The organism is Bacteroides fragilis (assembly GCF_019583405.1).
Lineage (GTDB): Bacteria > Bacteroidota > Bacteroidia > Bacteroidales > Bacteroidaceae > Bacteroides > Bacteroides fragilis_B.
The window spans coordinates 248,771-274,942 of sequence record NZ_SZUU01000001.1 but is presented as its reverse complement, the minus strand read 5'-3'; the positions used below and the strand labels follow the sequence as shown (position 1 = coordinate 274,942).

22 protein-coding genes are annotated in these 26,172 nt (G+C 46.5%); 7 read left to right on the top strand and 15 right to left on the bottom strand.

Annotation, left to right across the window (positions count from 1 at the left end):
• Window positions 1–51: 51 nt before the first annotated feature.
• The 15 genes from FDF36_RS01130 to FDF36_RS01060 all read right to left on the bottom strand — a co-directional run bounded on the left by FDF36_RS01130 (window position 52) and on the right by FDF36_RS01060 (window position 16,167).
• A complete protein-coding gene (locus FDF36_RS01130) occupies window positions 52–621 on the bottom strand; it encodes a nitroreductase family protein (protein WP_014298830.1) in 570 nt (189 codons plus the stop codon).
• Between the two features lie 24 nt (window positions 622–645).
• Window positions 646–1,734 (bottom strand): HpaII family restriction endonuclease, encoded by a 1,089-nt coding sequence (locus tag FDF36_RS01125; protein WP_220390007.1) that lies wholly within the window; start codon window positions 1,732–1,734, stop codon window positions 646–648.
• 59 nt (window positions 1,735–1,793) lie between these two features.
• Complete coding sequence (locus tag FDF36_RS01120; RefSeq protein WP_220390006.1) at window positions 1,794–2,411, bottom strand: IMPACT family protein; 618 nt, start codon at window positions 2,409–2,411, stop codon at window positions 1,794–1,796.
• A gap of 25 nt (window positions 2,412–2,436) precedes the next feature.
• Window positions 2,437–2,838 carry a BamJ family beta-barrel-assembly machinery protein gene (locus FDF36_RS01115; RefSeq protein ID WP_220390005.1) on the bottom strand — a complete coding sequence of 134 codons (402 nt, stop codon included), beginning with the start codon at window positions 2,836–2,838 and terminating at the stop codon, window positions 2,437–2,439.
• Window positions 2,839–2,976: 138 nt separating this feature from the next.
• Window positions 2,977–4,224 (bottom strand): DUF1015 domain-containing protein, encoded by a 1,248-nt coding sequence (locus FDF36_RS01110; RefSeq protein ID WP_005820013.1) that lies wholly within the window; start codon window positions 4,222–4,224, stop codon window positions 2,977–2,979.
• Between the two features lie 11 nt (window positions 4,225–4,235).
• On the bottom strand, window positions 4,236–5,156 hold the full coding sequence (locus FDF36_RS01105) for an NAD(P)-dependent oxidoreductase (protein ID WP_220390004.1): 921 nt from the start codon (window positions 5,154–5,156) through the stop codon (window positions 4,236–4,238).
• 112 nt (window positions 5,157–5,268) lie between these two features.
• Window positions 5,269–6,336 carry a 3-phosphoserine/phosphohydroxythreonine transaminase gene (gene serC, locus FDF36_RS01100; RefSeq protein WP_220390003.1) on the bottom strand — a complete coding sequence of 356 codons (1,068 nt, stop codon included), beginning with the start codon at window positions 6,334–6,336 and terminating at the stop codon, window positions 5,269–5,271.
• A gap of 618 nt (window positions 6,337–6,954) precedes the next feature.
• On the bottom strand, window positions 6,955–8,274 hold the full coding sequence (locus tag FDF36_RS01095) for a DEAD/DEAH box helicase (protein WP_220390002.1): 1,320 nt from the start codon (window positions 8,272–8,274) through the stop codon (window positions 6,955–6,957).
• A 94-nt stretch (window positions 8,275–8,368) separates the two neighbouring features.
• On the bottom strand, window positions 8,369–9,640 hold the full coding sequence (gene nqrF / locus FDF36_RS01090) for an NADH:ubiquinone reductase (Na(+)-transporting) subunit F (protein WP_032540623.1): 1,272 nt from the start codon (window positions 9,638–9,640) through the stop codon (window positions 8,369–8,371).
• A gap of 22 nt (window positions 9,641–9,662) precedes the next feature.
• Entirely contained in the window at window positions 9,663–10,289 is a 627-nt protein-coding gene (gene nqrE, locus FDF36_RS01085) for an NADH:ubiquinone reductase (Na(+)-transporting) subunit E (RefSeq protein WP_005776993.1), read from the bottom strand.
• 28 nt (window positions 10,290–10,317) lie between these two features.
• Window positions 10,318–10,950 (bottom strand): NADH:ubiquinone reductase (Na(+)-transporting) subunit D, encoded by a 633-nt coding sequence (locus FDF36_RS01080; RefSeq protein WP_005820005.1) that lies wholly within the window; start codon window positions 10,948–10,950, stop codon window positions 10,318–10,320.
• A 16-nt stretch (window positions 10,951–10,966) separates the two neighbouring features.
• Window positions 10,967–11,644 (bottom strand): Na(+)-translocating NADH-quinone reductase subunit C, encoded by a 678-nt coding sequence (locus tag FDF36_RS01075; RefSeq protein ID WP_022012701.1) that lies wholly within the window; start codon window positions 11,642–11,644, stop codon window positions 10,967–10,969.
• Window positions 11,645–11,658: 14 nt separating this feature from the next.
• Window positions 11,659–12,837 carry an NADH:ubiquinone reductase (Na(+)-transporting) subunit B gene (locus FDF36_RS01070; protein WP_005776987.1) on the bottom strand — a complete coding sequence of 393 codons (1,179 nt, stop codon included), beginning with the start codon at window positions 12,835–12,837 and terminating at the stop codon, window positions 11,659–11,661.
• A gap of 33 nt (window positions 12,838–12,870) precedes the next feature.
• Window positions 12,871–14,223, bottom strand: a complete 1,353-nt coding sequence (locus tag FDF36_RS01065) for a Na(+)-translocating NADH-quinone reductase subunit A (protein ID WP_220390001.1) — start codon at window positions 14,221–14,223, stop codon at window positions 12,871–12,873.
• A gap of 546 nt (window positions 14,224–14,769) precedes the next feature.
• Complete coding sequence (locus FDF36_RS01060; protein ID WP_220390000.1) at window positions 14,770–16,167, bottom strand: C1 family peptidase; 1,398 nt, start codon at window positions 16,165–16,167, stop codon at window positions 14,770–14,772.
• 162 nt (window positions 16,168–16,329) lie between these two features.
• Here FDF36_RS01060 and FDF36_RS01055 point away from each other — a divergent pair, with 162 nt between their 5' ends.
• From FDF36_RS01055 to FDF36_RS01025, 7 genes are all read left to right on the top strand, one after another.
• The gene (locus FDF36_RS01055) at window positions 16,330–17,547 is read left to right on the top strand and encodes a BamA/TamA family outer membrane protein (RefSeq protein WP_220389999.1); all 1,218 of its coding nucleotides are present in this window, start codon (window positions 16,330–16,332) and stop codon (window positions 17,545–17,547) included.
• A gap of 134 nt (window positions 17,548–17,681) precedes the next feature.
• Window positions 17,682–18,431 carry a TolC family protein gene (locus FDF36_RS01050; RefSeq protein ID WP_220389998.1) on the top strand — a complete coding sequence of 250 codons (750 nt, stop codon included), beginning with the start codon at window positions 17,682–17,684 and terminating at the stop codon, window positions 18,429–18,431.
• 13 nt (window positions 18,432–18,444) lie between these two features.
• Entirely contained in the window at window positions 18,445–20,664 is a 2,220-nt protein-coding gene (locus tag FDF36_RS01045) for a GumC family protein (protein WP_220389997.1), read from the top strand.
• Window positions 20,654–22,003: an O-antigen ligase family protein gene (locus FDF36_RS01040; RefSeq protein WP_409013147.1), complete on the top strand. Its 1,350-nt coding sequence runs from the start codon at window positions 20,654–20,656 to the stop codon at window positions 22,001–22,003. Before FDF36_RS01045 ends, FDF36_RS01040 begins: the two co-directional genes overlap by 11 nt.
• 149 nt (window positions 22,004–22,152) lie before the next feature.
• Window positions 22,153–23,040 carry a glycosyltransferase family 2 protein gene (locus FDF36_RS01035; RefSeq protein ID WP_220389996.1) on the top strand — a complete coding sequence of 296 codons (888 nt, stop codon included), beginning with the start codon at window positions 22,153–22,155 and terminating at the stop codon, window positions 23,038–23,040.
• 43 nt (window positions 23,041–23,083) lie between these two features.
• Window positions 23,084–24,298, top strand: a complete 1,215-nt coding sequence (locus tag FDF36_RS01030; protein WP_220389995.1) for a glycosyltransferase family 2 protein — start codon at window positions 23,084–23,086, stop codon at window positions 24,296–24,298.
• A gap of 250 nt (window positions 24,299–24,548) precedes the next feature.
• A complete protein-coding gene (locus FDF36_RS01025; RefSeq protein WP_220389994.1) occupies window positions 24,549–25,670 on the top strand; it encodes an ISAs1 family transposase in 1,122 nt (373 codons plus the stop codon).
• Window positions 25,671–26,172: the final 502 nt, after the last annotated feature.

The window sequence follows — 26,172 nt, the reverse complement described above, 5'->3', positions numbered from 1 at the left end:
TCCGTGATACTCTGTGAACTCTGTGGTGAATTTAAACTTGAATCCGATACTCTATTCCACAATGGTTATTGTACCGGCTTTAACTGTCTTTTCTTTCAACAATGCGCCTTCCGCTTTATATCCCAAAGCTACGCAACCATAAACTTTATGATTTTCGGGCACTCCGAGAGAAGTCAGATAGGCCCGTACCTCCGGATCATCACAGGTCGTACCGAGCTGATTGATCCAACAGGAAGCGATACCCAGTGAAGTGGCTGCCAAAAACATATTCTCGATAGCACAGGCACAATCCATCCCGGCCCACCATTGCTTGGGTTCATTGGACACGATGACCAAGGTTGGGGCATGATAGTAACAGCAATACGTCTCACTGTGCCCCCGTTCCCGAAGATGCTTGTCATCACTTTTGGCAAATGCCCCTTTGATCCGTTCATTCAGTTCCTCCAGTTTCACCGTATTACGGACGGCAGTAAAATGCCACGTTTCGTAATGCATGCCGCTCGGCGCGTAAGCACCCGCTTCCAGGATGGCGTTCAAGTCATCCGCCGGAATCTGCTTTCGATCATACGCACGTACACTACGCCGTGCCTTAATGGTCTCTAAAACTTCATTTGTCTTCATTATCTATTCTCCTGCCAATCGGATTTATCTTTTAATCAACCCAATCTTTACATTCAGTTTGAAATAATACACTCCGTTCTCTCTCTCGAGGAAGCCATACTTGTCTTTATCAACCGATCCTTTTTCAAGACGCGAATTCAGATAAAGAAAGTCCTCAAATGCTTTCCTTTCCGATTTATGATAGCACAGTACCTCACCTTTGCCATCGACCAGCAATATACCTTCAACTGCCGAGTCGGTCCCATTGTATATTTTGGCCGGACGCATACCCAAGGCAAGTGCCAGCAGAAACTGCTTCATTTTAAACTCGTAAAAGCCATGCTTGCTGATCAGCTCCTCTTTTATCTTGAGAGGATTTACGATCTTCATCTGTTCGGTCAGTTCACTAACGCGTGTGATACCGTCCAAATGCATCATACGCACCATCTCTGCCAGCACACGGGGGAAGTGCAGATCGATCATCAGCAGATTGCAACGAAACACACGGTCCGCTACGTCCGAATACTTCAGTACGCCTCCCAGACGCTCAATCATCATCATACGCTCGGCCACCTCCGTGGGTGATTCAGGGAGGGCATTAATCTTATTGACGGTCGGAGTAGCAAACTTTACACCGGATTGCTCCAATTTCAGGTTTGCAGCACGTCCCCCATCCAGCAACGGATTCATTGCACTCAGACGCGAACGGACATTGAAACCGGCTAACGGAGCTTCGGGATGCCAAAAGGCGATTGAGAAATCAGTACGATCTTCCGTCCGTGCTTCAAGATCAAAGATCCCGGCTTCATCCAAAAACTCCTCCACCTCATCGGGAGAAGTGACTTCATCCGTAGACGAACCTTTTATCGCATTCAGAATCAGGTCAGCCACCGTTGCAAAATCTTCGCGGGGCAAGCTTTTTCCGACTTTCTCACCTTCCATCCGGATATCTTCTCCTTCGATATAGTAACGCCGGGTGCCATCATGCTCTTCACGTTGAATCATTGCAATGGGCCAGCACTTTTCGTCTTCTTTCTTTGCTTGTGGAGTTCCGAGAGAAACTTTTCCGTCCGCCAGCAGACGAAAAAAAACATATAGCTCACTCCACTCTCTTTTTGTTGCTTCAAATGCCATTCTATCTATTTTTTATTATGTGTGGGAAGAAAACCTCCCCCCTGTCTTATTTCTTTCTCTTATCCATTTCCTTTTTCTTCATCTAAAATACGTGCAGTCTCCACCTTTTCCAACCGAGACCTTAAGCGAGGCATCGCCGACTGTCGGATGCGAAGCGTCATGCTGCAATCCATATCATACGACTGGGAGAGAATTTCCGGTTCCTCCTCTTTCACAATCCGCATCACATCGTTCATAAACGGATATTCAAAAAGCACGGTTACTTCTTCATCCACCGTTTTCTCTACAACAGTGGCAGCGGCAATAGCCTCGGCGGCGGCAGCTTTATAAGCCACAATCAATCCACTGGTTCCCAACTTGATTCCCCCGAAATAACGGACCACAATAATCAGTATATCCGTCAGTTCGTTCGAGTTGATCTGTCCCAGAATCGGTTTGCCGGCCGTACCGGAAGGTTCTCCGTTGTCGTTTGCACGAAAGTTTTTACGTTCGTGCCCCAACATATAGGCATAACAGATGTGACGGGCATCGTAATATTTCTTCTGATACGTCTCCAGATGACTCTTAATCTCTTCTAATGTACGCACCGGAAGAGCGATGGCAATGAACTTACTACGCTTCTCGGTATAGGTACCTTCTGAAGCTTCAGTAATGGTTTTGTATGTATCTTCTGACATGATATCCGGAATCATTTTTAATGGTTCAGGCTATACCCAACAACTGTACTTCAAAAACCAGGGTAGAAAAAGCCGGAATGGGACCGCTGGTACGTGTCCCATACCCCATGGTATACGGGATGTAAATCATCCAACGATCTCCCACCCGCATTTTTTGCAAAGCGATCTGCCATCCCTCAATGACCTCACTCAAACGGAAAGCTTCGGGGCAGTTCCGTTTCCAGGAATTATCAAATTCCCGTCCATTGATCAGCGTCCCCTTGTAATGGACAGACACCACACTGCCAGGCCGGGGGGTAGCGGTACCACTACCTTCCTCCAAAACCTTATATAATATGCCACAAGGCAATTCACATACATCCGCTTCGGCACGTAATGCCTGCATGAATTGCTCATTCTGCAACTTGTATTCTTCTTTTCGTCCCATAGATCTATTCAGATAATAATTACTTCGGTTACAAAGATACGGAAAAACGTACATATTTGGATAGCCCGGAATGCAAAACGAGAATGTTCCCCTGTTTTAGAGTAACATCCTCGTTCTTTTTCTACATCGATACGCTCTTTATTCCAACTCGTGTATCACCAGCCCGGAACGCAGTTTCGGCTCGAACCAAGTGGTTTTCGGAGGCATAATGTTTCCCGTATCGGCAATATCCATCAGTTGCTTCATTGAAACGGGATAAAGAGCCAGTGCCACTTTCATCTCTCCACTATCCACCCGTCTGCTCAGCTCACCCAAGCCACGGATACCTCCCACAAAATCAATCCGTTTGTCCGAACGCAAATCTTTGATACCCAAAATTTCATCCAGAATCAGATTGGAAGAGATCGTCACGTCCAATACCCCAATGGGATCATTGTCGTCATAAGTTCCCGGTTTGGCTGTCAGGCTATACCATTTACCTTCCAGATAAAGGGCAAAATTATGCAATGCAGCGGGTTTATAAATCTCTTTCCCCTTCTCCTCTACCACAAAATTCTTCTCAAGAGCAGCCAGGAATTCGGCAGGTGTCAGACCATTGAGATCTTTCACCACCCGGTTGTAATCAATAATAGTCAACTGGTTCGCCGGAAAACATACAGCCATGAAGTAATTATATTCTTCGTCTCCGCGATGACCGGGATTCTGTTTCGCCTTCTCGGCTCCAACCAGAGCGGCAGCGGCCGAACGATGGTGTCCGTCGGCAATATAAAGTGCCGGCATAGCAGCAAACTCTTTTGTGATCACAGCAATGTCATCGTTATCATCAATCACCCAGAAAGTATGCCCGAATCCGTCACCGGGAGCAATAAAGTCGTATACCGGTTTTTGAGCCGTATACTTCCGGATGATAGTGTCGAGCACTGCATTGTCGGGATAAGCAAAGAATACCGGTTCGATATTGGCATTGTTCACACGAACATGCTTCATACGGTCTTCTTCCTTATCACGCCGGGTCAGTTCATGCTTTTTGATAACGCCGTTCATGTAATCGGGCACATAAGCACCTACCACCAGTCCGTACTGCGTCTTGCCGTTCATGGTCTGGGCATAGATGTAATAATTCTCTTTATCATCCTGCACCAACCAACCTTTATCGCGAAACAGACGGAAGTTTTCTGCCGCCTTGGTATAGACTTTCTCGTCGTGTTCGTCTGTTCCGACCGGAAAATCTATTTCAGGTTTAATAATATGATACAGTGATTTCTCGTTTCCGGCAGCTTCTGCACGAGCCTCTTCTGAGTTCAACACATCATACGGACGTGATGCGACCTGTTCTACCAAGTCCTGTGGAGGGCGGATGCCTTTAAATGGTTTTATTGTTGCCATAAAACTGGGGATTATTTGTTCACTCTAAATTTTTCGCAACCCTCTTTCAGGAAGCCTACAATCTGTTTCGCCGCAGCAATACCTGCATTGATATTTGCCTCGGCAGTCTGAGCACCCATCTTCTTTGGTGTCGAGAAATAACGTCCGGCAAAGAGTTCGGCGAACTTCGCATTGGCAGCAGGCATAATATCGGTGATGTATTTAAAGTCCGGACGTTCTTCCATCAGCTGAATCAGTTCGTCCTCATTGATCACTTCTTTGCGAGCCGTATTAACCAGAATAGCCCCTTTCGGCATATTGGCCAGCAGATTATGATTGATGGAATTTTTCGTTTCGGCTGTAGCGGGGATGTGCAGTGAGACGATGTTACAGGTCTTATAAAGCTCTTCGGCAGAGTCGACAGCTTTCACCCCATCTTTCTCTATCACGTCTTTCGGACAGAAAGGGTCATAAGCATAGAGTTCCATACCGAACCCCTTGGCAACACGCGCCACATTGCGTCCTACATTACCGTATGCGTGGATACCCAGCTTCTTTCCCATCAACTCCGTACCCGATGTTCCGTTATAGAAGTTACGGACAGCATAAACGAGCAAGCCAAATACCAACTCGGCTACGGCATTCGAGTTCTGTCCCGGAGTGTTCATCACACATACACCGTGTGCAGTAGCTGCATTCAGGTCTACATTATCGTATCCGGCACCGGCACGAACCACTATTTTCAATTCTTTCGCTGCATCGAGCACCTCGGCGTCGATGATGTCACTACGGATAATAATGGCATTTGCATCTTTCACTGCGCCAAGCAGTTGGACTTTATCTGTATATTTCTCAAGCAGAACCAATTCAAATCCGGCTCCTTCTATTTCTTTCTTGATGCCATCCACCGCAATCTTGGCAAATGGCTTTTCGGTTGCAACAAGTACTTTCATTTCTCTTTTCTGTTTTGGGAGAATTCACCACAGAGGATACTGCGGACACAAAATGCCGTCATTCAAGAGAGCCCTGTACCCTTTCCGTATGCTCTGTGGTAAAATCACATTATTAATGAAGTTTCTCAAATTCCTGCATGCAGTCAATCAGTGCCTGTACGCTCTCTTTCGGCATTGCATTGTAGCAAGATGCACGAAAGCCACCCACCGAACGGTGTCCTTTAATGCCGGACATTCCTTTATCCGTAGCGAACTTCAGGAAGTCGGCTTCCAGATCCTTATATTCCGGTGCCATTACGAAACAGATATTCATGCGTGAGCGGTCCTCTTTAGCAGCCGTTCCCACGAACATCTTGTTGCGGTCTATCTCGGCATACAGCATGTCTGCCTTCTCGGTAGCCCGGCGATCCATCTCTTTGACACTACCCTGAGCCTTAATCCAGCGCAAAGTCTGCATGGCGGAATAGATAGGCAATACGGGAGGTGTGTTGAACATGGAACCGCCGTCGATATGGGTCTTATAATTCAGCATGCTCGGGATGTAACGTGACACCTTGCCCACTGCATCGTCTTTCACAATGACGAATGTAACGCCGGACGGAGCCAGATTCTTCTGAGCACCACCATAGATACAGATGTACTTCGAAACATCTACCGGACGAGAGAAAATATCAGATGACATATCGGCAACCATCGGAATCGGTGAATCGAGATCTCCCTTCAACTCTGTACCATAAATCGTATTGTTGGTGGTCACATGGAAATAGTCTGCATCAGCAGGTATGGTAAAGTCTTTAGGGATAAACGTATAGTTTGCGTCAGCCGAAGAAGCTACCTCAACCACTTCGCCAAACCCTTTCGCTTCTTTCATCGCTTTCTTCGCCCAAACACCGGTGTTCAGGTAAGCAGCTTTCTTTTCAAGGAAGTTGTAAGGTACCATGCAGAACTGCATACTGGCACCACCGCCCAAGAAAAGTACCGAATACCCTTCGGGGATGCTAAGTATTTCCTTAAACAAAGCTACGGCTTCGTCCATAACTGCCTGAAAATCCTTGCCTCGGTGGCTGACTTCCAAAACAGAAAGACCTGAACCGTTGAAATCGAGAATAGCTTTCGCTGTTTCTTCTATTACTTCGCGAGGGAGAATGGAAGGGCCTGCACTGAAATTATGCTTTTTCATTTGATGAGTGTTTTTGGTTATACAATTTCGTTATTTTATGTCTACTGACATGGCGAATTTACGAATTTATTTCCTCTCAACAAACGTTTCTCTATAAAATTACAATCTCAGAGGGTATTTATCTTACTTTTTAATGGTTTATGCAGGAATTATACACCATTTTGTTATCTATACATGCCAAGATGGTAGAAAAAAGTTCAAACTGATATTATTACAAGGCTATCTATTTTGAAATGAAAGAGAGAGTGACTAAAAAGTGAATATTTATAAGAAGAAGAGGCAAAGACCGTAAAGAACCGGGGCGGACGACCGGAGCGCCGGGGTACAATGTTCGGAGCGCCGGGGTACAGTGCCAGGAGCACCGGGATGTAGGGAAGGAAGAGCCGGGATCCGAAAAGCTGTTTCACCACAGATTTCACAGATTAACACAGATTGATGATTTATCTTATCAGCAATAAAACTAAAAGTAATCGGTGTAATCTGCGGTGAATGTTTCTTGCGATCTCACCACTGAATTCACGGATTAACACAGATTGATGATTTACCTTATCAGCAATAAAACTAAAAGTAATCGGTGAAATCGGTGGTGGCGTGCCCCCTCTATCAAATAAATCCGTTTTAATCTGCCTCTTCAATCACCGTCTTCATCCCTTTGATCTTCTCACCGCGTATAAGCGTCAGCAATTGCTTGACCTTAGACCTCCGCACGGCTACAAAAGCATAATGATCCTTCACATCGATTGCCCCAACATCTTCACGCGCCAGATTTCCTTTTTTATAGAGGAATCCGGCAATATCGATCTTACTCAATTTGTCCTTCTTCCCTTTACCTATATAAATAGTTATCCACTGAGGTTTAGACGGACGGGACGCGTTCTCCGGTAAGTCAAAGATATCGAGTTCCGAAGGTATATAATCCGGTACACGTTCCTCCGGATTCAATATCAGATAAGAAGTACCCGTCGCATCCCAGCGGGCAGTACGTCCATTACGATGAGTAAAAGCTTCTTCATTCACCGGGATATGATAATGGATGATATGCTCCACCTCCGGTATATCAAGTCCGCGGGCAGCCAGGTCTGTAGACACCAGCACCGGACAACTGCCATTACGGAACTTATACAGTGCCCGTTCCCGATCCGGTTGCTCCATACCTCCATGAAAGCGTTCATTGGAAACTCCTTTTTCCGTTAGTAAGGCACTCACACGGTCCACCGCATCCCTGTGGTTACAGAAAACAATACTCGAACTGCTTCCCAACGTACAAAGCAACTTATAGAGGGTTTCTATCTTATCTTTAGCAGGCGAAACCACCTTCATCAACCGCAAACGTGATTCCTCCACACCGTTTGTCAGGAAATCAAGCTTTATCGTACGGTTCAGTCCTGTAAATTGCGGAATCTCTTCCGCATCTGTTGCCGAAGTCAGAAAACGCCGTTTCAAGTCGGGCAACTGTCCGATAACCGTTGCCATCTCTTCCTGAAAACCAAACTCCAGGCATTTATCAAATTCATCGATCACCAAGAGGCTCACTGTGCTTGCATCGAAGTTCTGCTTGGAGAGATGGTCGTTCATACGTCCGGGCGTACCAATGATAACCGCCGGCTGCATTCCTTTCATCGTCCGATGTTCTTCCATTGCCGGACGTCCGCCATAACAGCTCATTGCCTTGAACTCTGTTCCCATCGCCTTGAACACCTGCTCTATCTGCAACGCCAACTCGCGCGAAGGCACCAGCACCACAGCTTGTACTTCTTTCACATCAGCCCTCAGACTACCGACCAACGGCAACAAGAAAGCAAGGGTCTTGCCCGAACCTGTGGGCGAAAGCAATATCAGGTCTTCACCACCTTTATTAAATGCCTCAATAGACGCTTCCTGCATCGGATTGAGTTGTTCTATTTTCAACCTTTCGAGTATATCCTTCAAACCATTCATTGTTTTTTCCACATTTTTGAATAATGACACAAAGATAAAAAAAAACTGCTTCCGGACAGCCGAAAGCAGTTTCTTTATTATAATTCCCGAAGGATTATCCACCGAAGTTATCAAACATCAGGTTCTTAGCCGGAACACCAAGATCGTCGAGCATCTTCTCAACAGCCTTGCTCATCGGGCCAGGACCACACATGTAATATTCAATGTCTTCCGGAGCTTCATGGTTCTTCAGATAAGTCTCGTAAATCACGTTGTGTACGAAACCTGCTGTATACTTCACGCCGGCTGCGTCTGCTGCAGGGTCCGGACGGTCAAGTGCCAAGTGGAACTTGAAGTTCGGGAAATCTTTTTCAATCTGCAGGAAGTCTTCCAGATAGAACACCTCGTTCAGTGCACGGGCACCATAGAAGTAGTTCATCGTACGGTCGGTGATGTGCAGTGTCTTCGTCAGGTGCATAATCTGAGCACGCAACGGAGCCATACCTGCACCACCACCAATCCACATCATTTCGTTCTTCGAGTCGAGGATCGGGTGGAAGTCACCGTAAGGGCCACTCATGGTCACCTTATCACCCGGCTTCAGCGTGAAGATGTAAGAAGAAGCGATACCCGGCATCACATCCATAAAGCCCGGTCCCTGGTCTTTCGGTTTAAAAGGAGGAGTAGCGATACGTACAGTCAACATGATGCGATCACCCTCAGCCGGATAGTTGGCCATAGAGTAAGCACGGATAGTCGGTTCGTCGTTGCGGCACTTCAAACCCAGCAGACCGAATTTCTCCCATGCCGGAAGATATTCGTCACCGATCAGGCTCTTATCGATATCCTTATCATAATCCATCGAGAAGGCAGGAATCTTGATCTGAGCATACGAACCCGGCACGAAGTCCATGTGTTCGCCCGGAGGCAGAGCCACGATAAACTCTTTGATAAACGTAGCCACGTTCTTGTTCGAGATCACCTCACACTCCCACTCTTTCACACCCAGGATAGACTCGTCGATCTTGATAGACATATCCTGTTTCACCTTTACCTGGCAACCGAGGCGCCAGTGATCGGCCTGTTCTTTACGAGAGAAGAAACCGGTTTCGGTAGGCAAAATCTCGCCACCGCCTTCGAGCACCTGGCAACGGCACTGTCCGCACGAACCCTTACCACCACAAGCCGATGAAAGGAACACATTGTTGGCAGACAACGTACCCAGCAGTGTACCACCCTGAGATGTTTTCAGTTGTTGCTCTCCATTCATCGTAATCGTAACCTCGCCCGAAGGAGAAAGATAGCTCTTCGCAACGAGCAGTATAATGACAAGCAGGATGATCACCACAAGGAAGACTCCGATACTTGCTAATATTAAAGACGTCATTGTTTTATTCTTTTTACTTTAGTTATAACTTCAATCCAGAGAAACACATAAAGGCCATAGCCATCAGTCCTACTGTAATAAACGTAATGCCCAGACCTTTCAGCGGAGCGGGAACATCAGAGTAGGCCATCTTTTCGCGGATAGCAGCCAGACCAACAATAGCCAGTAACCAACCGATACCCGAACCGAGCGCGTATACCACAGCACTACCTACACCGGTGATGGCCTGCGGGTTCGACGGATCCATCGTGATTCTCTGCTGCATGAACAGTGAAGCACCCATGATGGCACAGTTAACGGCGATCAGCGGCAGGAAGATACCTAATGAAGCGTAGAGCGAAGGGCTGAATCGTTCCACTACCATTTCTACCAACTGCACGATACCGGCAATAACGGCAATAAAGAGAATAAAACTCAGGAAGCTGAGGTCAACACCTTCAATGATAGCATTGGCAGCCAGCACCTTTGTCTGAAGCAAGTAGTTGACCGGCAACGTAACGATCAAAACAAAAGTTACGGCGATACCCAGTCCTACAGCAGTTTTCACATTCTTCGACACAGCCAGATATGAACACATACCCAGGAAGAAGGCGAATATCATGTTGTCCACAAAGATGGAGCGGACGAATAAACTTAATAATTGTTCCATAATTTTTCTTTTACTTTCTTAGGTTGTATTACTTTTCCTGGAGTTCTTTGCAACGGCTGCGCTGATACCAGATGATACAAGCACAGATGATCAGTGCCATCGGCGGCATCAACATCAAACCATTGTTGATATAGCCCATCTTGTAGAATGACTCAGGGATAATACGGAAGTTGAGCAACGTGCCCGATCCGAGCAACTCGCGGAAGAAAGCCACGATAATCAGAATCTTGGCATATCCCAGACCATTACCCACACCGTCGAGGAATGACTCCCACGGGCCGTTTGCCATGGCAAATGCTTCCAGACGTCCCATCAGGATACAGTTTGTAATGATCAGACCTACGTATACCGAAAGCTGCACGCTTACGTCATATGCAAATGCCTTCAGCACCTCACTTACTATAGTTACCAACGCGGCTACTACCACCAACTGTACGATGATACGGATACGGTTAGGAATCGTCTTACGCAGCAAAGAGATAACGACGTTTGCAAAGGCCGTAATCACAGTTACCGAAAGCCCCATCACGATAGCCGGTTCCAGTTTGGCCGTTACAGCCAGCGCCGAACAGATACCGAGCACCTGCACGGTTACCGGGTTATTCAATCCCAGCGGAGTAGCGAATACTTCTTTATTCTTTTTAGAAAATAATTGGCTCATATTCTATCGTTCCTCCTTAATTATTAGTTAAAAATTTATCGTACTGGCTCAGACATGCTTTGATCATGGCATCCACACCTTTCGAAGTGATTGTACCACCCGAAATACCGTCCACCTGATAAGCAGGGTCTGTCACCTTTCCGTTTTTCTCTACAGCCAGTGCTACCTGTCCATCCTTCATCACTTTCTTACCTGAGAATTCACTTTGGAAAGCAACTGTCGCAATCTCGGCACCCAAACCCGGAGTTTCGCTGGCATGCGAGAAATAAACGCCATAAACAGTGTCTTTATCAGCATTTAAAGCCACATATCCCCAGATAGCGCCCCAAAGGCCGGCACCATAAACCGGTACTACATACTTGGTCTCTCCGTCTACCTCACATACGAAAACGTGCAAGCGATTGTTTTCTTTCGCTTCTTTTTCATAGCTGATAGAGAAACCATCCGTATTTTCTGTCAGAGTGCCATCTACGTTCATCAACATGTCACCCTTTACATATTTATTATATTCAGCATCGGCGTCCTTCACATCTCTGATGTTCAAAGCAGCCAGAATTTGCTTCTTCGTATCCAGCTCCTGATTCTTGTTCTGAATCGCTTTCAGTGAAGAGCTGACGAATGCGAGCAGGAATGCCACGATAACAACCATTACCGAAGCATAAATGATAGTATAAGAATTACTATTTGTATTCATCTTTCTTGTTCGGTTTAATTGTTAGACTTAATAGCGCGTTTTTCACGCAGTTTGATGTTGCTCTGAACCACACAGTAGTCGATCAGCGGAGCGAAGATATTCATCAGCAGGATAGCGAGCATCATACCTTCGGGATAACCCGGATTCAGCACGCGGATGATGATGGCCATCGCACCGATCAGGAATCCGAAGATATACTTACCGGTCTCCGTACGTGCAGAAGTCACAGGGTCGGTAGCCATAAATACGGCACCGAAGCAGAAACCACCCAGCACGAGGTGTTCGTACCAAGGCATGTGAGCCATGGCAGTGTCCGGACCTACAGCATTAAAAATCCAGCCCATGAAAGCACCACCTACGAATACGGAAAGCATCGTTTTCCAACTTGCGATACCTGTCCACAACAGGATAGCAGCACCAATCAGAATAGCAATCACACTGGTTTCACCGATAGAACCCGGAATCAGACCGGTCACCATGTCCCAGGAGAAAGCCGGGAACCCGTTCGGATCGGTAGCAGTAGATGCTACACCCAACGAAGTGGCCGCTGTCAGTCCGTCTACCGTATTGCCCAGTCCGAAGATACTGTCTTGCGCCACCCAAACGGCATCACCCGACATCTTGGTAGGATATGCGAAGAATAGGAAAGCACGGGTAACGAGCGCAACATTGAACACGTTCATACCTGTACCGCCGAATACTTCTTTGGCGAAGATAACAGCAAATGCAGTAGCTACCGCCAGAATCCACAACGGACAGTCCACCGGTACGATCATCGGAATCAGGATACCCGAAACGAGGAAACCTTCCTGAATTTCTTCCTTCTTCCACTGTGCTACGACAAACTCAATGCCCAGACCCACTACATAAGATACGATAATCTTAGGCAGTATGGCCAGGAAACCGTAAATGAACATTTCGATGAAGCCACCCTGAGCTCCGGTGTGAGTGAAATGCTGGTAACCTACGTTGTACATACCGAACAGTAAAGCCGGTATCAACGAAATAACCACAATCGACATGATACGTTTGCTATCAATCGAGTCGTGGATGTGCGCTCCCGATTTCGAAGTGGTGTTTGGCACGAACAAGAATGTTTCGAAACCGTCGAACACCGAACGAAACGCGTGGAGTTTGCCGCCCTCTTCAAAGTTCGGCTTTATCTTATCGAGATAATTTCTTAACGCTTTCATTAATTATGAATTATATAAATTATGTGTTATGAATTACATCATTTCAGCACGAAGCATATCGAGTCCGGCACGAACGATGCGTTGCAATTCCAGTTTCGAAGAGTCGACAAACTCACACAAAGCAAAGTCTTCGGGCGCTACTTCGTAGATACCCAGAGCTTCCATGCGGTCAATGTCTCCGGCAATGATTGCTTTGATCAGGAATTCAGGCAAAATGTCCATCGGGAACACTTTGTCGTATTCGCCGGACATGATCATATGGCGTTCGCCTCCCTTGATACGGGCATCGAGCACATACTCCTTCTTATTCCCCATCAACCAGCTGAAATACGAGCGGTTGACACTGAACTGATTGAAACGGGGCATGATCCATCCCAACATTTCGTGGATGTCATCGCCTTCGGGAATCACGGTCAACTGACTGTCGAAAGCACCGAGGAATCCGTTTGGTTTCACCTGCTTGCCTGTCAGCACATTACCGCTGATGTAACGCAACTCCTTATCTTTTGTCACGTTTCCGGCAAACACATTGGTCAACAACGCACCTACTTTCAGTTTGTAATAAGCCGGTTTCAGGACTTCAGAGCCTGTAACGGCTACAGTGCGTGTCAGATCCACCCGTCCGGAATTGAACAGACGTCCGATGAAGATCACAGCTTCTGCGCCGATGGTCCACACGGTTTCACCTTTCACCACAGGAGCTACATGATTGATTTGCACCCCTACATTTCCGGCAGGGTTCGGTCCGTCAAATACGGTTACCGTGACATTTTTAGCCTGTGTCAAGGCTGTCGTTTTTTGTTTGCTGCTAATACCGAGATACGTCTTGGCGATCTTAGCCAGGGCATCCAGTCCAGTCTGGAAATTAGCTTCTTCCCCTTTCAGAGCGAACTCAAAATCGGGTGCCAGCGGGTTGCTGTCGAAAGCAGAAATGAAAATAGCCCGCGGAGCGACTGTCGGATCGGCAATCACGTCATACGGACGCTGTCTCATAAATGCAAACATACCAGCTTCCAAGAGTGCAGCTTTCACAGCCTCACCGTCGAGTTTGGATACGTCCTTCTTGCCGAATTCTTCGTAATCCTGCTCAGCAGCGGCTTCAACCACGATGTTCAGCACCTTACGGCGTGCACCGCGCTCCACGCTTGTTACAACGCCGCTAACGGGCGAAACAAATTTAACTTCAGGATGGTTCTTGTCGATAAACAAGGGTCCCCCGGCCATCACATATTCCTGTTCTTTCACCACCACCTTCGGAGTCACTCCTGGGAAATCATCGGGTACGAGTGCGTAGAATCCCGGTTCTTTCACCGTTGAGAGCTCTTCAGCAGCTTTTCCTTTCAGGTTGATGTCAAGGCCTTTACGTAACTTTATTACATTTGCCATGTGATTATATAAAATAATGGTTTCATAATTTGCCCGCAAAAGTAATAAATAATAATGTGAATAAAGAGGAAATGTGAAAGGAATTAAGGAGATATTTCTTTAATTAGCATCGTTAACGATCACAAAGATACTAAAAAGGCTAAAATTATCACTGATGAACGGTCAACAAAGAACGAGGAACAGGCTATACTGAATGAATTATTGACGGCGAACAGGGGATGCCGGAAAGTATAAATTATGGGGGGGACATAGCCATCCGGAAAGAAGGGTGTAGCCTTAGTTGTAAAAGGGTGTAGCCCTATGGATGAAAGGGCGGAGCCCCAACAGCAAAAGGGTGTAGCCATCCGCGGAGGACAGCTACACCCTTTTTTATTTAGCGTCGATCGTTTTGAACCCTTCAATCGATATATAAAGATATGTATTCAATCTCCTCTCCCCCCAAAGGACGCTCCCCTTATAAACCGGGGGAGAATGAAGGCAATACCTACCTTATGGCACAAACCTGTTGACCGTTTATCATTCAGAGTTCATCGGTCAGCGTTCATTTCACTCTTCCGGAGCAAACATCGGGTCCCAGGCAGGCAAACGAACAGGTTTCTGCTTCAGAACTTCCAACACTTTGGAAGTTGCGAATTTCTTTTCTACCACCAGGCGGAACATATATTCGTTGAACCACTGATCCGTCATAATCAAGTGTCCCTGATAGCCATTGGCAGCTCCCCAACTGTTTTCCACCATCCATTTCACCGGTTTGCCATCCTTAATGTCTACCGCCATCAGAGTCATGGCATGGCTCGATCCACTGGCAAATGTCTGCACACGCTGTTTCTTATCCATACCGAAAGTGGTACCCATCAACGAAGCATAGTCATAGTTGTTCACATCCAGCAACCCGCGTTCCGAGTTCAAGAATTTACCTACATCACACGAAAAATACATCATCGTACTATCCTTCAGCGAAGCGATGGCCATCTCCTTGATTTCATCGGCCGGCAGGTTAACATACGTCCAGTTGCGTCCGTCATAACGGTGACGGTCAAAGTCGATTTCATAACACTTATAATATTCACGGCTCGGATCGTTCATCAGCATCACGTAATTGTCCAGCAGATTCTTGTCGCCGTATTTTTCGAGGAACGACATCGGTGTGTATTGTGCAGTCTCCACCGGATTTCCTTTTTCATCTTTACGCGTCCAGGTAAACTCCGTAGGCGGAACCCCCAGATTCAGCACCAGCATGCGGTATACGGTGCCCAGCATTTCCGTTTTACTGTTCTCAAGCGCAGGCAGTTTGTCTCCATTTGCAGCCTGATCACGCAGTTGCAGACCAAATTCACGCAATTTTTCAGCAATCAGCCCAGCCATGCGTGATGTATTCTCGCTGCTGTTCGTCTCAGGCATCACCTCTTTGGGCACCAGACCATATTTAGAAACGATGTCGGCTACACCTGTAAACGTACCTCCGTCACTCAGCGGATTACGGAACAGCCACTCCACCATTTTGTCGTCCATCGGCTTCTCACGGGTGTCGATGACACCTTGCAGGAAAAGATTCGCTTTCTCCAGTTGATCCCAGAAGAAGTTGTAATTCTGAGAAAACTCAAACGATCCGAGTCCGTACCGGGCGATGGCTTTGGCGCGCATCACATTCAGGCCGGTGAACAGCCAGCAACGACCGGACGATTTTTGGTCTGTAATTCCTTTTGAGTCTACTTTAATAGAAAAATGGGTATCCATTCCCTTCAGGTTGTCCTGATTCAGAGCAAGCTTACGGATATCGTTGTTACCGATCGCGTTACGGATGGCCTTGTCGGTTGTCGTGCCCTGGTAGTTTTGTTTAATCCGGTTCAGCATTTCGGGGCTGATACCTCCCTTGTCCTGCTGTGCATACACACTTAAGAATGCGGCACTCAGAACAAAAACAGATAATATTCGTTTATTCATGTGGTAAAGTAATTTGGTTAATAAAGGAGCCTTCTCCTTTTTCTTTGCAAAAATAGCATCCTTTTCCGGATTTTTTGTCACAGTATTTAGATTTATTATCTATTCGAATGAAAACTAATCCAAATAAAATAGTTTCCTTTGCACCCATATTCGTACATAGCAATGAAAAAACATATAATAGGTATATTGATGGCGATCATGCCCGCCACCTTCACTGTGGCTCAAGAAGAAGGCACTACGCTCAGCACTGACACGACAAATCAAGACAGCATTCCCGCCCTATCCAAGCGCGAACTACGACGTCAGCGGGTGGCCCGCCGTAACCTTCACTACAATATTCTCGGAGGGCCCAGCTACACTCCCGATTTCGGTCTGCTGATTGGCGGCAGCGGGTTGATGACCTTCCGGATGAATCCCAGCGACACCACCCAGCAGCGCTCTGTAGTGCCCGTAGCCATTGCCCTGATGTTCAATGGCGGACTCAACCTGTTCTCCAAGCCGCAACTTTTCTTTAAGGGCGACCGTTTCCGTATTTTCGGACAGTTCAGTTATAAAAACACACAGGAAAACTTTTACGGCATCGGTTACAGCACCAATAAGGATTATGTGCGCAGCGACACCACCAGCCAGTACCGCTACAGCGGATTACAGATCAACCCCTGGTTCCTGTTCCGCCTGGGCGAAAGCAACTTCTTTGCCGGTCCGCAAGTCGACCTCAATTATGACCACATGTACGATCCGGCCAAATACCTTGTCGACCAACCCTCTTATAAAGCGGCCGGCGGCACAGAGAAAGGCTACAAGAACTTCAGTTCAGGTGTCGGTTTCCTGCTGACTTATGATACACGCGACGTACCCGCCAATGCCTATCGCGGCATGTATCTCGACTTCCGAGGCATGATGTACCAAAAATTCCTGGGAAGCGACAACAACTTCTACCGTTTGGAGATAGACTACCGCCAGTACAAAACGCTGCGCAAACGCGGTGTGCTTGCATGGACCGCCCAAAGTAAAAACGTATTTGGCGACGTTCCACTCAATAAATACGCGCTAAGCGGCACTCCGTTCGACCTTCGGGGATATTATATGGGGCAATACCGCGATAAATCGTCACACGTCGTCATGGCCGAATATCGCCAGATGATCAATACGGACAAGGGCAACTGGGTGAAACGCATGCTCAGCCATGTAGGCTATGTGGCTTGGGCCGGATGCGGGTTTATGGGTCCCAATCCGGGAAAAATAGAGGGTGTTCTGCCCAACATGGGCGTGGGTCTCCGCATAGAAGTACAACCCCGTATGAACGTCCGTCTCGACTTGGGACGCAACATGGTGAACAAACAAAACCTGTTCTATTTCAACATGACCGAAGCATTTTAAATAAATTATATTCAAATTCAATGCTATATTTATAAAAAAAGGGGTATATTTAGGGCATTAGTTGCAGATTTGTCTTATCTTTGCACAGATTTCACAAGCATACAGACAATATATACAAATAAATATACCCGTTTATGAAAAGAACCCTATTCATATTCATTAGTATACCCCTACTCTTATTTGGCGCAGTTTCTTTTGTATATGCGCAGGAAACCAGCGATTATTCTAAACTGGATACGGAAGACTATACTAATATTTCTCTCCCCCCACTTGACCTTCTGTTCGAAAATGCCAAAGGAGGACCGATCTATGAACTGGCCGGTGTAAAAGAGCAGATTGAGCGCAAACTGCTGGCCAAGGAAAGACGCGCGTTCCTGAAGTTTTTCAGTGCCCGGGGTAGTTATCAGTGGGGAAAAGTCGGAGTAGATAATACGTTTACCGACGTTTCCACCCCCATTATGTACAACTACAATACATCCAAACAAACCATGTATACAATAGGCGGTGCAGTCAGTATCCCCTTTGACGAATTATTCGATCTGTCTCCTCGCGTTAAACGCCAAAAACTGAATGTAAAAGCTGCTGCCTTGGAACGGGAAGTAAAGTTTGAAGAGATGAAGCGGGAAATCATCGAGATGTACGCAACTGCAACCTCTCAGCTCAATGTATTAAAACTTCGTGCCGAAGCCTTGGAGTTAGCAACTATGCAATATGATGTGGCCGAAAAAAATTTCGTAAATAACATCATTGACACAGGAAATTTATCTGTCGAGAAGCAAAGACAATCCGCTGCATTAGAAGCTTTCGAAAAAAGTAAGTTTGAAGTAACCAAGAGTCTGATGATTCTGGAAGTCATCACCCGTACACCTATTTTAAGAAAATAAACAATCATACATTATGGACTATGTATTTTATCTACTCCGTTCCCTCTATCGCGTGAAATGGTGGATCCTGTTGGGTACTGCCCTTATTACCGCTTTTGTATATTTCCGTATAGGACGCATGCAAGGAGGCTACAATGTGGAATCCACCCTTTATACAGGGGTTGTATCGGGCTATGGCATCGAAGAAACGACTAAAGTAGACTGGGCGTTGGCTCAAAACTCAATGGACAACCTGATCAATATCCTGCAATCGGAAAGTACCCTGAAGCGTGTCTCCCTGCGTCTCTTCTCACGCGTCCTGGTAAAAGGAAGGCCGGATAAAGACAACGAAGGAATCACCGCCTCCAGCTATAATTATACTTACAATCACATGAAGAACAGTAAGGATGGTAAAGCGCTGGTTGCCTTGATCGATCGGAGCAGCGAAGACAAGACCATGGAGAACTTCATGAAATATGAACGTCCGGACAAAGAAAATTATATCTACGGATTGTTTTATTTTCAGCATGTATTTTACAGTTTTCAAGCCCTGAAGAAGATCAAAGTAGAACGCAAGGGGAACAGTGATTTAATCAAGACCAGCTACCAGTCCGGTGATCCGGGCATTGCCTATAATACGATCGACATCCTGATGAAAGAATTTGTCAACGAATATCAAGCACTCCGTTACGGAGGCACCGATAAAGTGATTGAGTACTTTGAAGCAGAACTGAAACGTATCGGAAAGGAACTTGCCGGACAGGAAGACAATCTGACCCAATATAATGTGGACAACCGGATTATCAATTATTATGACGAGACCAAAGAGATAGCTGCCATCAATAAAGAATTTGAATTGCGCGAACAAGATGTCGAGTTTGCTTACAACAGTTCGAAAGCGATGCTTATGGAACTCGAGAGACAGATGGACGCAAACTCCAAGCAACTGATCCATAACGTACAGTTAGTGGATAAACTAAAGCAGACAAGCAATTTAACCGGAAAAATCACTGAGATGGAAACGATTTCATCACCAAGTGACAGCACCGGAACCAAGCTCCAAGCCTACAAAGACCGCTTAGCGCAGAATCGGAAAGAATTATCAGACATTGCCAGCCGATACGTGAACGGACAACATTCCAAAGAAGGAGTTGCCCGAAACACCATCGTGGAACAGTGGCTCGACCAACTGCTGCTTTTTGAAAAAGCGAAAGCCGAACTGAAAATCGTACAAAAAAGCCGTAAAGACCTGAACGCGAAATACACTCACTTTGCTCCGGTGGGCACCACCATCAAGCGCAAAGAACGCATCATCAACTTTACCGAACAGAGCTACCTGACCAATTTAAAGAGCTATAACGATGCCCTATTGCGCAAAAAGAACCTGGAGATGACAGCCGCCATCCTGAAAGTGCTCAATCCGCCTGCCTATCCGATCAATCAGGAATCTGTAGGACGCCGGAAAATTGTAGCGATGGCATGTGCCGGTACCTTCATCTTTTTAGTAGCAGTATTCCTGTTGATAGAACTGATTGACCGCACCCTGCGTGACACGACTCGTACGCGCAAGCTGACAGGCGGCATTGTACTGGGCTCCTATCCTGCTCCCATGAAGCCCGGCCCCGTCAATAAACAATGTGAGGATGCGGCCACCCGTTATATGGCCACCGCTATTCAACGTTTCTTCACCGGACGAGCAGAAGGGCTTCCTTTTATTCTCAATCTTCTCAGTACCGAAGAAGGCAGTGGCAAGTCCTATTTGGCAGAGCGCCTTAAGAACTATTGGGAATCGCTTGGCCTGAAAGTACGACTGCTGACCGACGGAATTGATTTCGATTCCGGTTCGCCCGGTTTCATATTATCCCAAAGTCTGAAAGACATCTATACGCCTCAGTCCGAAGAAATCGTGATTGTGGAATACCGCAATCTGAAGCAAATAAACATACCGACACCCTTGTTGCAAGAAGCTCAATTGAACTTATTGGTTGCTTCGGCTATCCTTGGTTGGAAAGCGACTGACAAGGTATTACTCCAAAAGCTCAGGTTACAGATAGGAAAGCCTCCTTATTTCTACCTCAACCGCGCGCCGAAGTACGAAGTAGAGACTTATACTGGTATGCTTCCGCCTTATACCTGGATGCGCAAACAGATGTATCGGATCTCTCAACTCGCATTGACAGAAAGGTCTCTATACCGCCTCCGCAGCAAGAAAACCTCCAAAGACAATCTCCAGGATGACGATGATGAAGAATGATGAAGAAATCTATAAAGAACGGGATCCGGATACATCCGAACCCGTTTTTTATCTTTTGTTCGCCTCTCAGTTGATACTGATGTTGATGGGGATGTTCATATCCGTCAAGATGGGACTGGTCACTCTTCCGATAGTGACCGTATTGGGTGTGATCGCTCTGGGCAGATGCGGTAGCCGGAGTACAGACTGGAAACGGGGAAGAAACTTAATGGCAGGGCTTATCCTGTTATGGGGGCTCTATTGCCTGTTCGAAATAGGCAATCCTAACCACGTGCAGGAAGCCTGGAACATAGCCATCACCCAATACTTTTTCTACCCGTTGCTTTGCGCATTCTTAGTGCCCCTGACCATCCGTAATTATAAGGGAATAGAAATTCTGCTGCTGATTTGGTCCGTTTTCGTTTTAATAGCCACCCTGAAAGGTTACTGGCAAAAAAATCACGGCTTCAACGAACGGGAGTTCTATTTTCTTTATGTACTGGGCGGATACCGCACCCATATCATCTGGTCCGGCATCCGCTATTTTTCATGCTTTTCCGACGCGGCCAACTATGGAGTCCACGCAGCCATGGCCGCCACCACTTTCGGTCTGTCCGCCTTCTTCGTCCGTAAAAAGTGGATGAAGATATACTTCGGTGTCATCACTCTTTGCGCTCTTTATTGTATTGGCATCTCGGGTACCCGGGCAGCCGTAGGCGTACCGTTGGGAGGAATCCTACTGTATGTTTTAATCTCTAAAAACTGGAAAGGATTGGTGTTTGGAGCCGTTTCACTGGTTGCTATTTTCTCATTCTTTTATTTCACCAACATCGGAGACAGCAACCAGTATGTCCGCAAGATGCGCTCTGCCTTCCGTCCCAGCAAAGATGCATCCTATCAAGTAAGGGTTGAGAATAAGAACAACATGAAAGCATTGATGGCAGTAAGACCCATCGGTTACGGGCTCGGCCTGTCGAAAGGAGCACGTTTTCAGCCCCGGGAGCTGATGCACTACCCGCCCGACTCGTGGTTGGTGAGCGTATGGGTAGAAACGGGAATCATAGGACTGGTGCTCTATCTGCTTGTTCATGGAGTACTCTTTGCCTGGTGTTCCTGGCTATTGATGTTTAAAGTGATGAACAAGCGCTTGAGAGGCTTGTTGGCCGCCTGGCTTTGTATGGCTGCCGGTTTTTTCGTTGCCGCCTATGTAAATGATGTGATGCAATATCCCAACTCCATTATCGTTTATACCGGTTTCGCCCTTTGCATAGCGGGTCCATCTATCGATCCCGTGATGCAGAAAGAAGAAGAGGAACTGAAAAAGAAGAAAAATAAGACAGAACAAGAAGAATTTTATTAATAATTAAAATAGAAATGAATACGATTCACCACAGAGTACACAGAGGACACAGAGTTTTAATCTCTTATTTATTAAGATGTTTAAGAGAAGGATATTCTCTGTGTTCTCTGTGTCTTCTGTGGTGAATAATACTCAAAACCGTTACATAAATGAAACAAACATCTCCTGTCATCTCTTTTATCACCATCTGCTACAACGGCTTGAATGACACTTGTGAGCTGATAGAGTCGCTACGCGCTACCGTACATTCCGTCAGTTACGAAATCATTGTGGTGGACAACGCATCCCGGGAAGACGAAGCCCGGATGATACAGGAACGATACCCCTTTGTGCGTACCCTCCGCAGCGAGAAGAACCTAGGATTCGCGGGAGGCAACAACCTCGGGATACAGATAGCGCAAGGACAATACCTGTTCCTGATCAACAATGACACTTACCTGACCGAAGACGGGCTGCCGGCCTTGATTGAACGGTTGGAAAGCAGCCCCCGCATCGGAGCTGTTTCGCCCAAGATCCGCTTTGCTTTCCCGCCGCAAAACATCCAGTTTGCCGGATACACCAAGTTGAGCCCCTATACGATGCGCAACAAGGCTTTGGGTATGGGATGTCCGGACGATGATACTTTCACGCCTCGCCCCAGCGCTTACCTTCATGGAGCCGCGCTGATGCTGAAACGGGAGGTCATCTGGAAAGCCGGGCTGATGCCGGAGATTTATTTCCTCTATTATGAAGAGTTGGACTGGTGTACCAGCATGACGCGCGCCGGCTATCAGCTTTGGTACGAACCGCGCTGCACCGTTTTCCATAAAGAGAGCCAAAGCACCGGCAGGCAGAGCCCCCTTCGCGCTTTTTACATGATGCGAAACCGAATGCTTTACGCCTGGCGCAACCTGTCAGGAATGGAACGCTGCCTGTCCATCGTTTACCAGATGCTGGTAGTAGCTCCCAAAGACAGCCTGCGCTTCGCCCTGAAAGGACAGCCCAAGTTAGCAGGGGCCGTCTGGCGCGGAGTGAAGGATTTCTGGGCGCTGTGCTGAATCGTCTGCATAAATGTTTAAACAATAACCCAATATCAGACTTATGATACTAACCTTGATCGACTGGATTTTATTCATTCCGCTGGCGCTCTGCGTCAGCTATCTGCTGGTGTATGCCATCGCTTCCAAATTCTATCGTTCCCCCATCTATCCGGAAGCGGACAAGTTGCACCGCATCGCCGTATTCTTCCCTGCTTACAAGGAAGACAAAGTCATCATCGACTCCGTACGCTCTTTCCTTGAGCAGGACTACCCCAAAGAGATGTACGATGTATACGTCATCTCCGACCACATGCAGGACTCCACCAACGAAGCCCTTCGGCAGCTCCCCATCCGTCTGCTGACAGCCACCTACGAAGACAGTTCCAAGGCCAAAGCTCTCCTGCTGGCCATCCGTGCCATCCAGGAGGACGGAAAGGCAAGCGGGCTAAGCGACTACCGGCTGGCTTACATGTATGACATCGCCGTGGTAATGGATGCCGACAACGTAACCGTCCCCGGTTTCCTTTCCGAAGTAAACCGTGCCTACTCTGCCGGAGTAAAGTCGATGCAAGCCCACCGCGTAGGCAAAAACCTGAATACGGACATCGCCCTGCTGGACGGGGTGAGCGAGGAAATCAACAACGGATTTTTCAGGAAAGGGCACAATGTCCTCGGATTGTCCGCCGGCTTGGCGGGTTCGGGTATGGCTTTCCAGTATTCCTGGTATTACGAGGCTGTGGATCAACTCAAAACGGCAGGCGAAGATAAGGAACTGGAGCTTCTGCTGATTGAGTACGAAATGCATACCGTCTACTTGGATCACCTGCCCGTCTACGACGAGAAGACGCAAAAGAAAGAGAACATCAAGAATCAGCGCCGGCGCTGGATGGCAGCACAATTCAGCATTCTGCTCAGGGCGTTGCGCTTCGTAAGAGACGTCAAGGAGGATGCGGGATGGTGGCGATGGTGGCCGGAACCGGATTTGACCAATAAAATTGTCCAATGGATGCTCCCCCCACGTCTGGTGCAACTGACGGCCGTTTTCGGGCTGACACTGCTCGCCACATTAGTGAACTGGCAGGCGGCACCCAAATGGTGGGTATTGTCGGCAGCACAGGTGGCAGCCATGTTCATTCCCGTCCCCGCCCGTCTGCTCAACGGTAGACTGCTGAAGGCACTGATGCAAGTACCCTCGCTGGCACTGGGAACCATCGCTAACCTGTTCCGGCTCAAAGGAGCTAACAAGAAATTCATACATACCGAGCACGGTGAATGACATAAGTTCACCACAGATTACACGGAATTTCCGTTTCTCGTTTACGGGTATCCGGAGAAAATAAATCCTCTATGGGACACGGCTCTTTCATCAGGGCGGACGCTCAATAAGTATAACATCTTATTAGGGTTGTATTATTTCCTAAATATGTAGTCCCTTCCTTGTGTTTTTCAATATTTCCTGCTCCTTTTGTCTGTGTGTAATATAATTCATTACATTTGCTTTTTACTATATTAATCCATATCGCAATATGACCATTCAAGCCTTTTCAGCTATTATTCCTGATGTAAGAGATGATAAGAATAAAATATATCAGTCTAACGAAATAGTGTTCATCGCCCTAGTCGCTGTTATCTGCGGTGCTGATACGTGGAACGAAATAGAAACATTCGGAAAAACACATGAATCATATTTCAAGGCTCGTCTTCCGGGCTTGGTTTCCATTCCTTCTCATGATACCTTGAGCCGTTTCTTCTCCATATTGGATATCGATTGGTTTGAAGAATGTTTCAGGTTGTGGGTTGATGACATCTGCCGTAGAATTCCCGGAGTGGTATCTATTGATGGAAAAGCCATTTGTGATAATCCCGATAAAAGTAGTAACTCAGAAAATGGAGTGAGAAGTAAACTCTACATGGTCAGTGCCTGGTCTGTATCTAACGGTATTTGCCTTGGCCAAAGAAAAATAGAAGAAAAATCGAATGAAATAAAAGCTATCCCCGAGCTGATAAAGACACTGGATCTTGAGAATTGTATCATAACCATTGACGCTATCGGCTGTCAGAAATCAATCACTAAACTAATAATAGAGAACAAGGCTGACTATATTTTATGTGCCAAAGATAATCATGAAGCACTCAGGGATATAATAGAGTTTAATCTTAGTGAGGAATCGAGATACTATTTATGTCACGCAAAAAGGTACTTTGAGGAAAACAAAGGGCATGGAAGAAGTGAATACAGAGAATGTGTATGCATAAGCGCTAAAAATCTTCAGTATTTTCTCAAAGGCTGGACGGGAATCAAGACATTGGCAATGATAAATTCTATTAGAAAAATGGGGGATAAAGAAGCTGTCATGGAAACAAGGTATTATATATCATCATTGGAACCTGACCCGATTATCATACTCAAATCGATTAGATCACACTGGGAGGTTGAAAATAACCTACATTGGGTACTTGATATAGGATTCAGAGAAGATGATGACAGGAAAACAGGAAATGCAGCTATCAACTTTTCTGCCATATCAAAGTTAGCACTCATGCTATTGAAACAGAGTAACATCAAACTGGGAATGGCAGGAAAGAGGAAAGCCTGTGGATGGGATGAGAAAATAAGAGATAAAGTCATTGGTATTGAAGAAATATAGAAAATGATAAGATGTTATACTTATTGAGCGTCCGCCCTGAACTTTCATTTACTCCGCCTCCCTCTCATACGAAAAACGCGTTTCGATCTTCCATCTTCTACCTTTTTGAATGCATATCATTGATTGTGAGATGCATAGATTAGTGGAAGATGCGGTTTTTATGCCATTTATCTTCCCCCCCATCTTCCACCCACCGTTTTAAAGGGCATTTAAGTCGTAACAATTTGGAAAACAAATGGATATACCCAATCTCTTATCCGTTTATCTCTCTAAAAGCATTTCATTTCCCTTACTATCTTTAGTCCAAATGATTGGATCTTTATCTCGGCCCGGGTATGCGGGCTCATCAGCCCAGGTATGCGGGCTGGGATAAAGAGTTATATGACAATGATTAATCTGTTGTACTTCTTCGGTAATAGTCGGCCAAATCCTTTCTTAAAAAAGAAACAACGAAGCGCTGCTTCCACATCACAGTGTGCGAATGGAAGGCTTTTTTTATGAC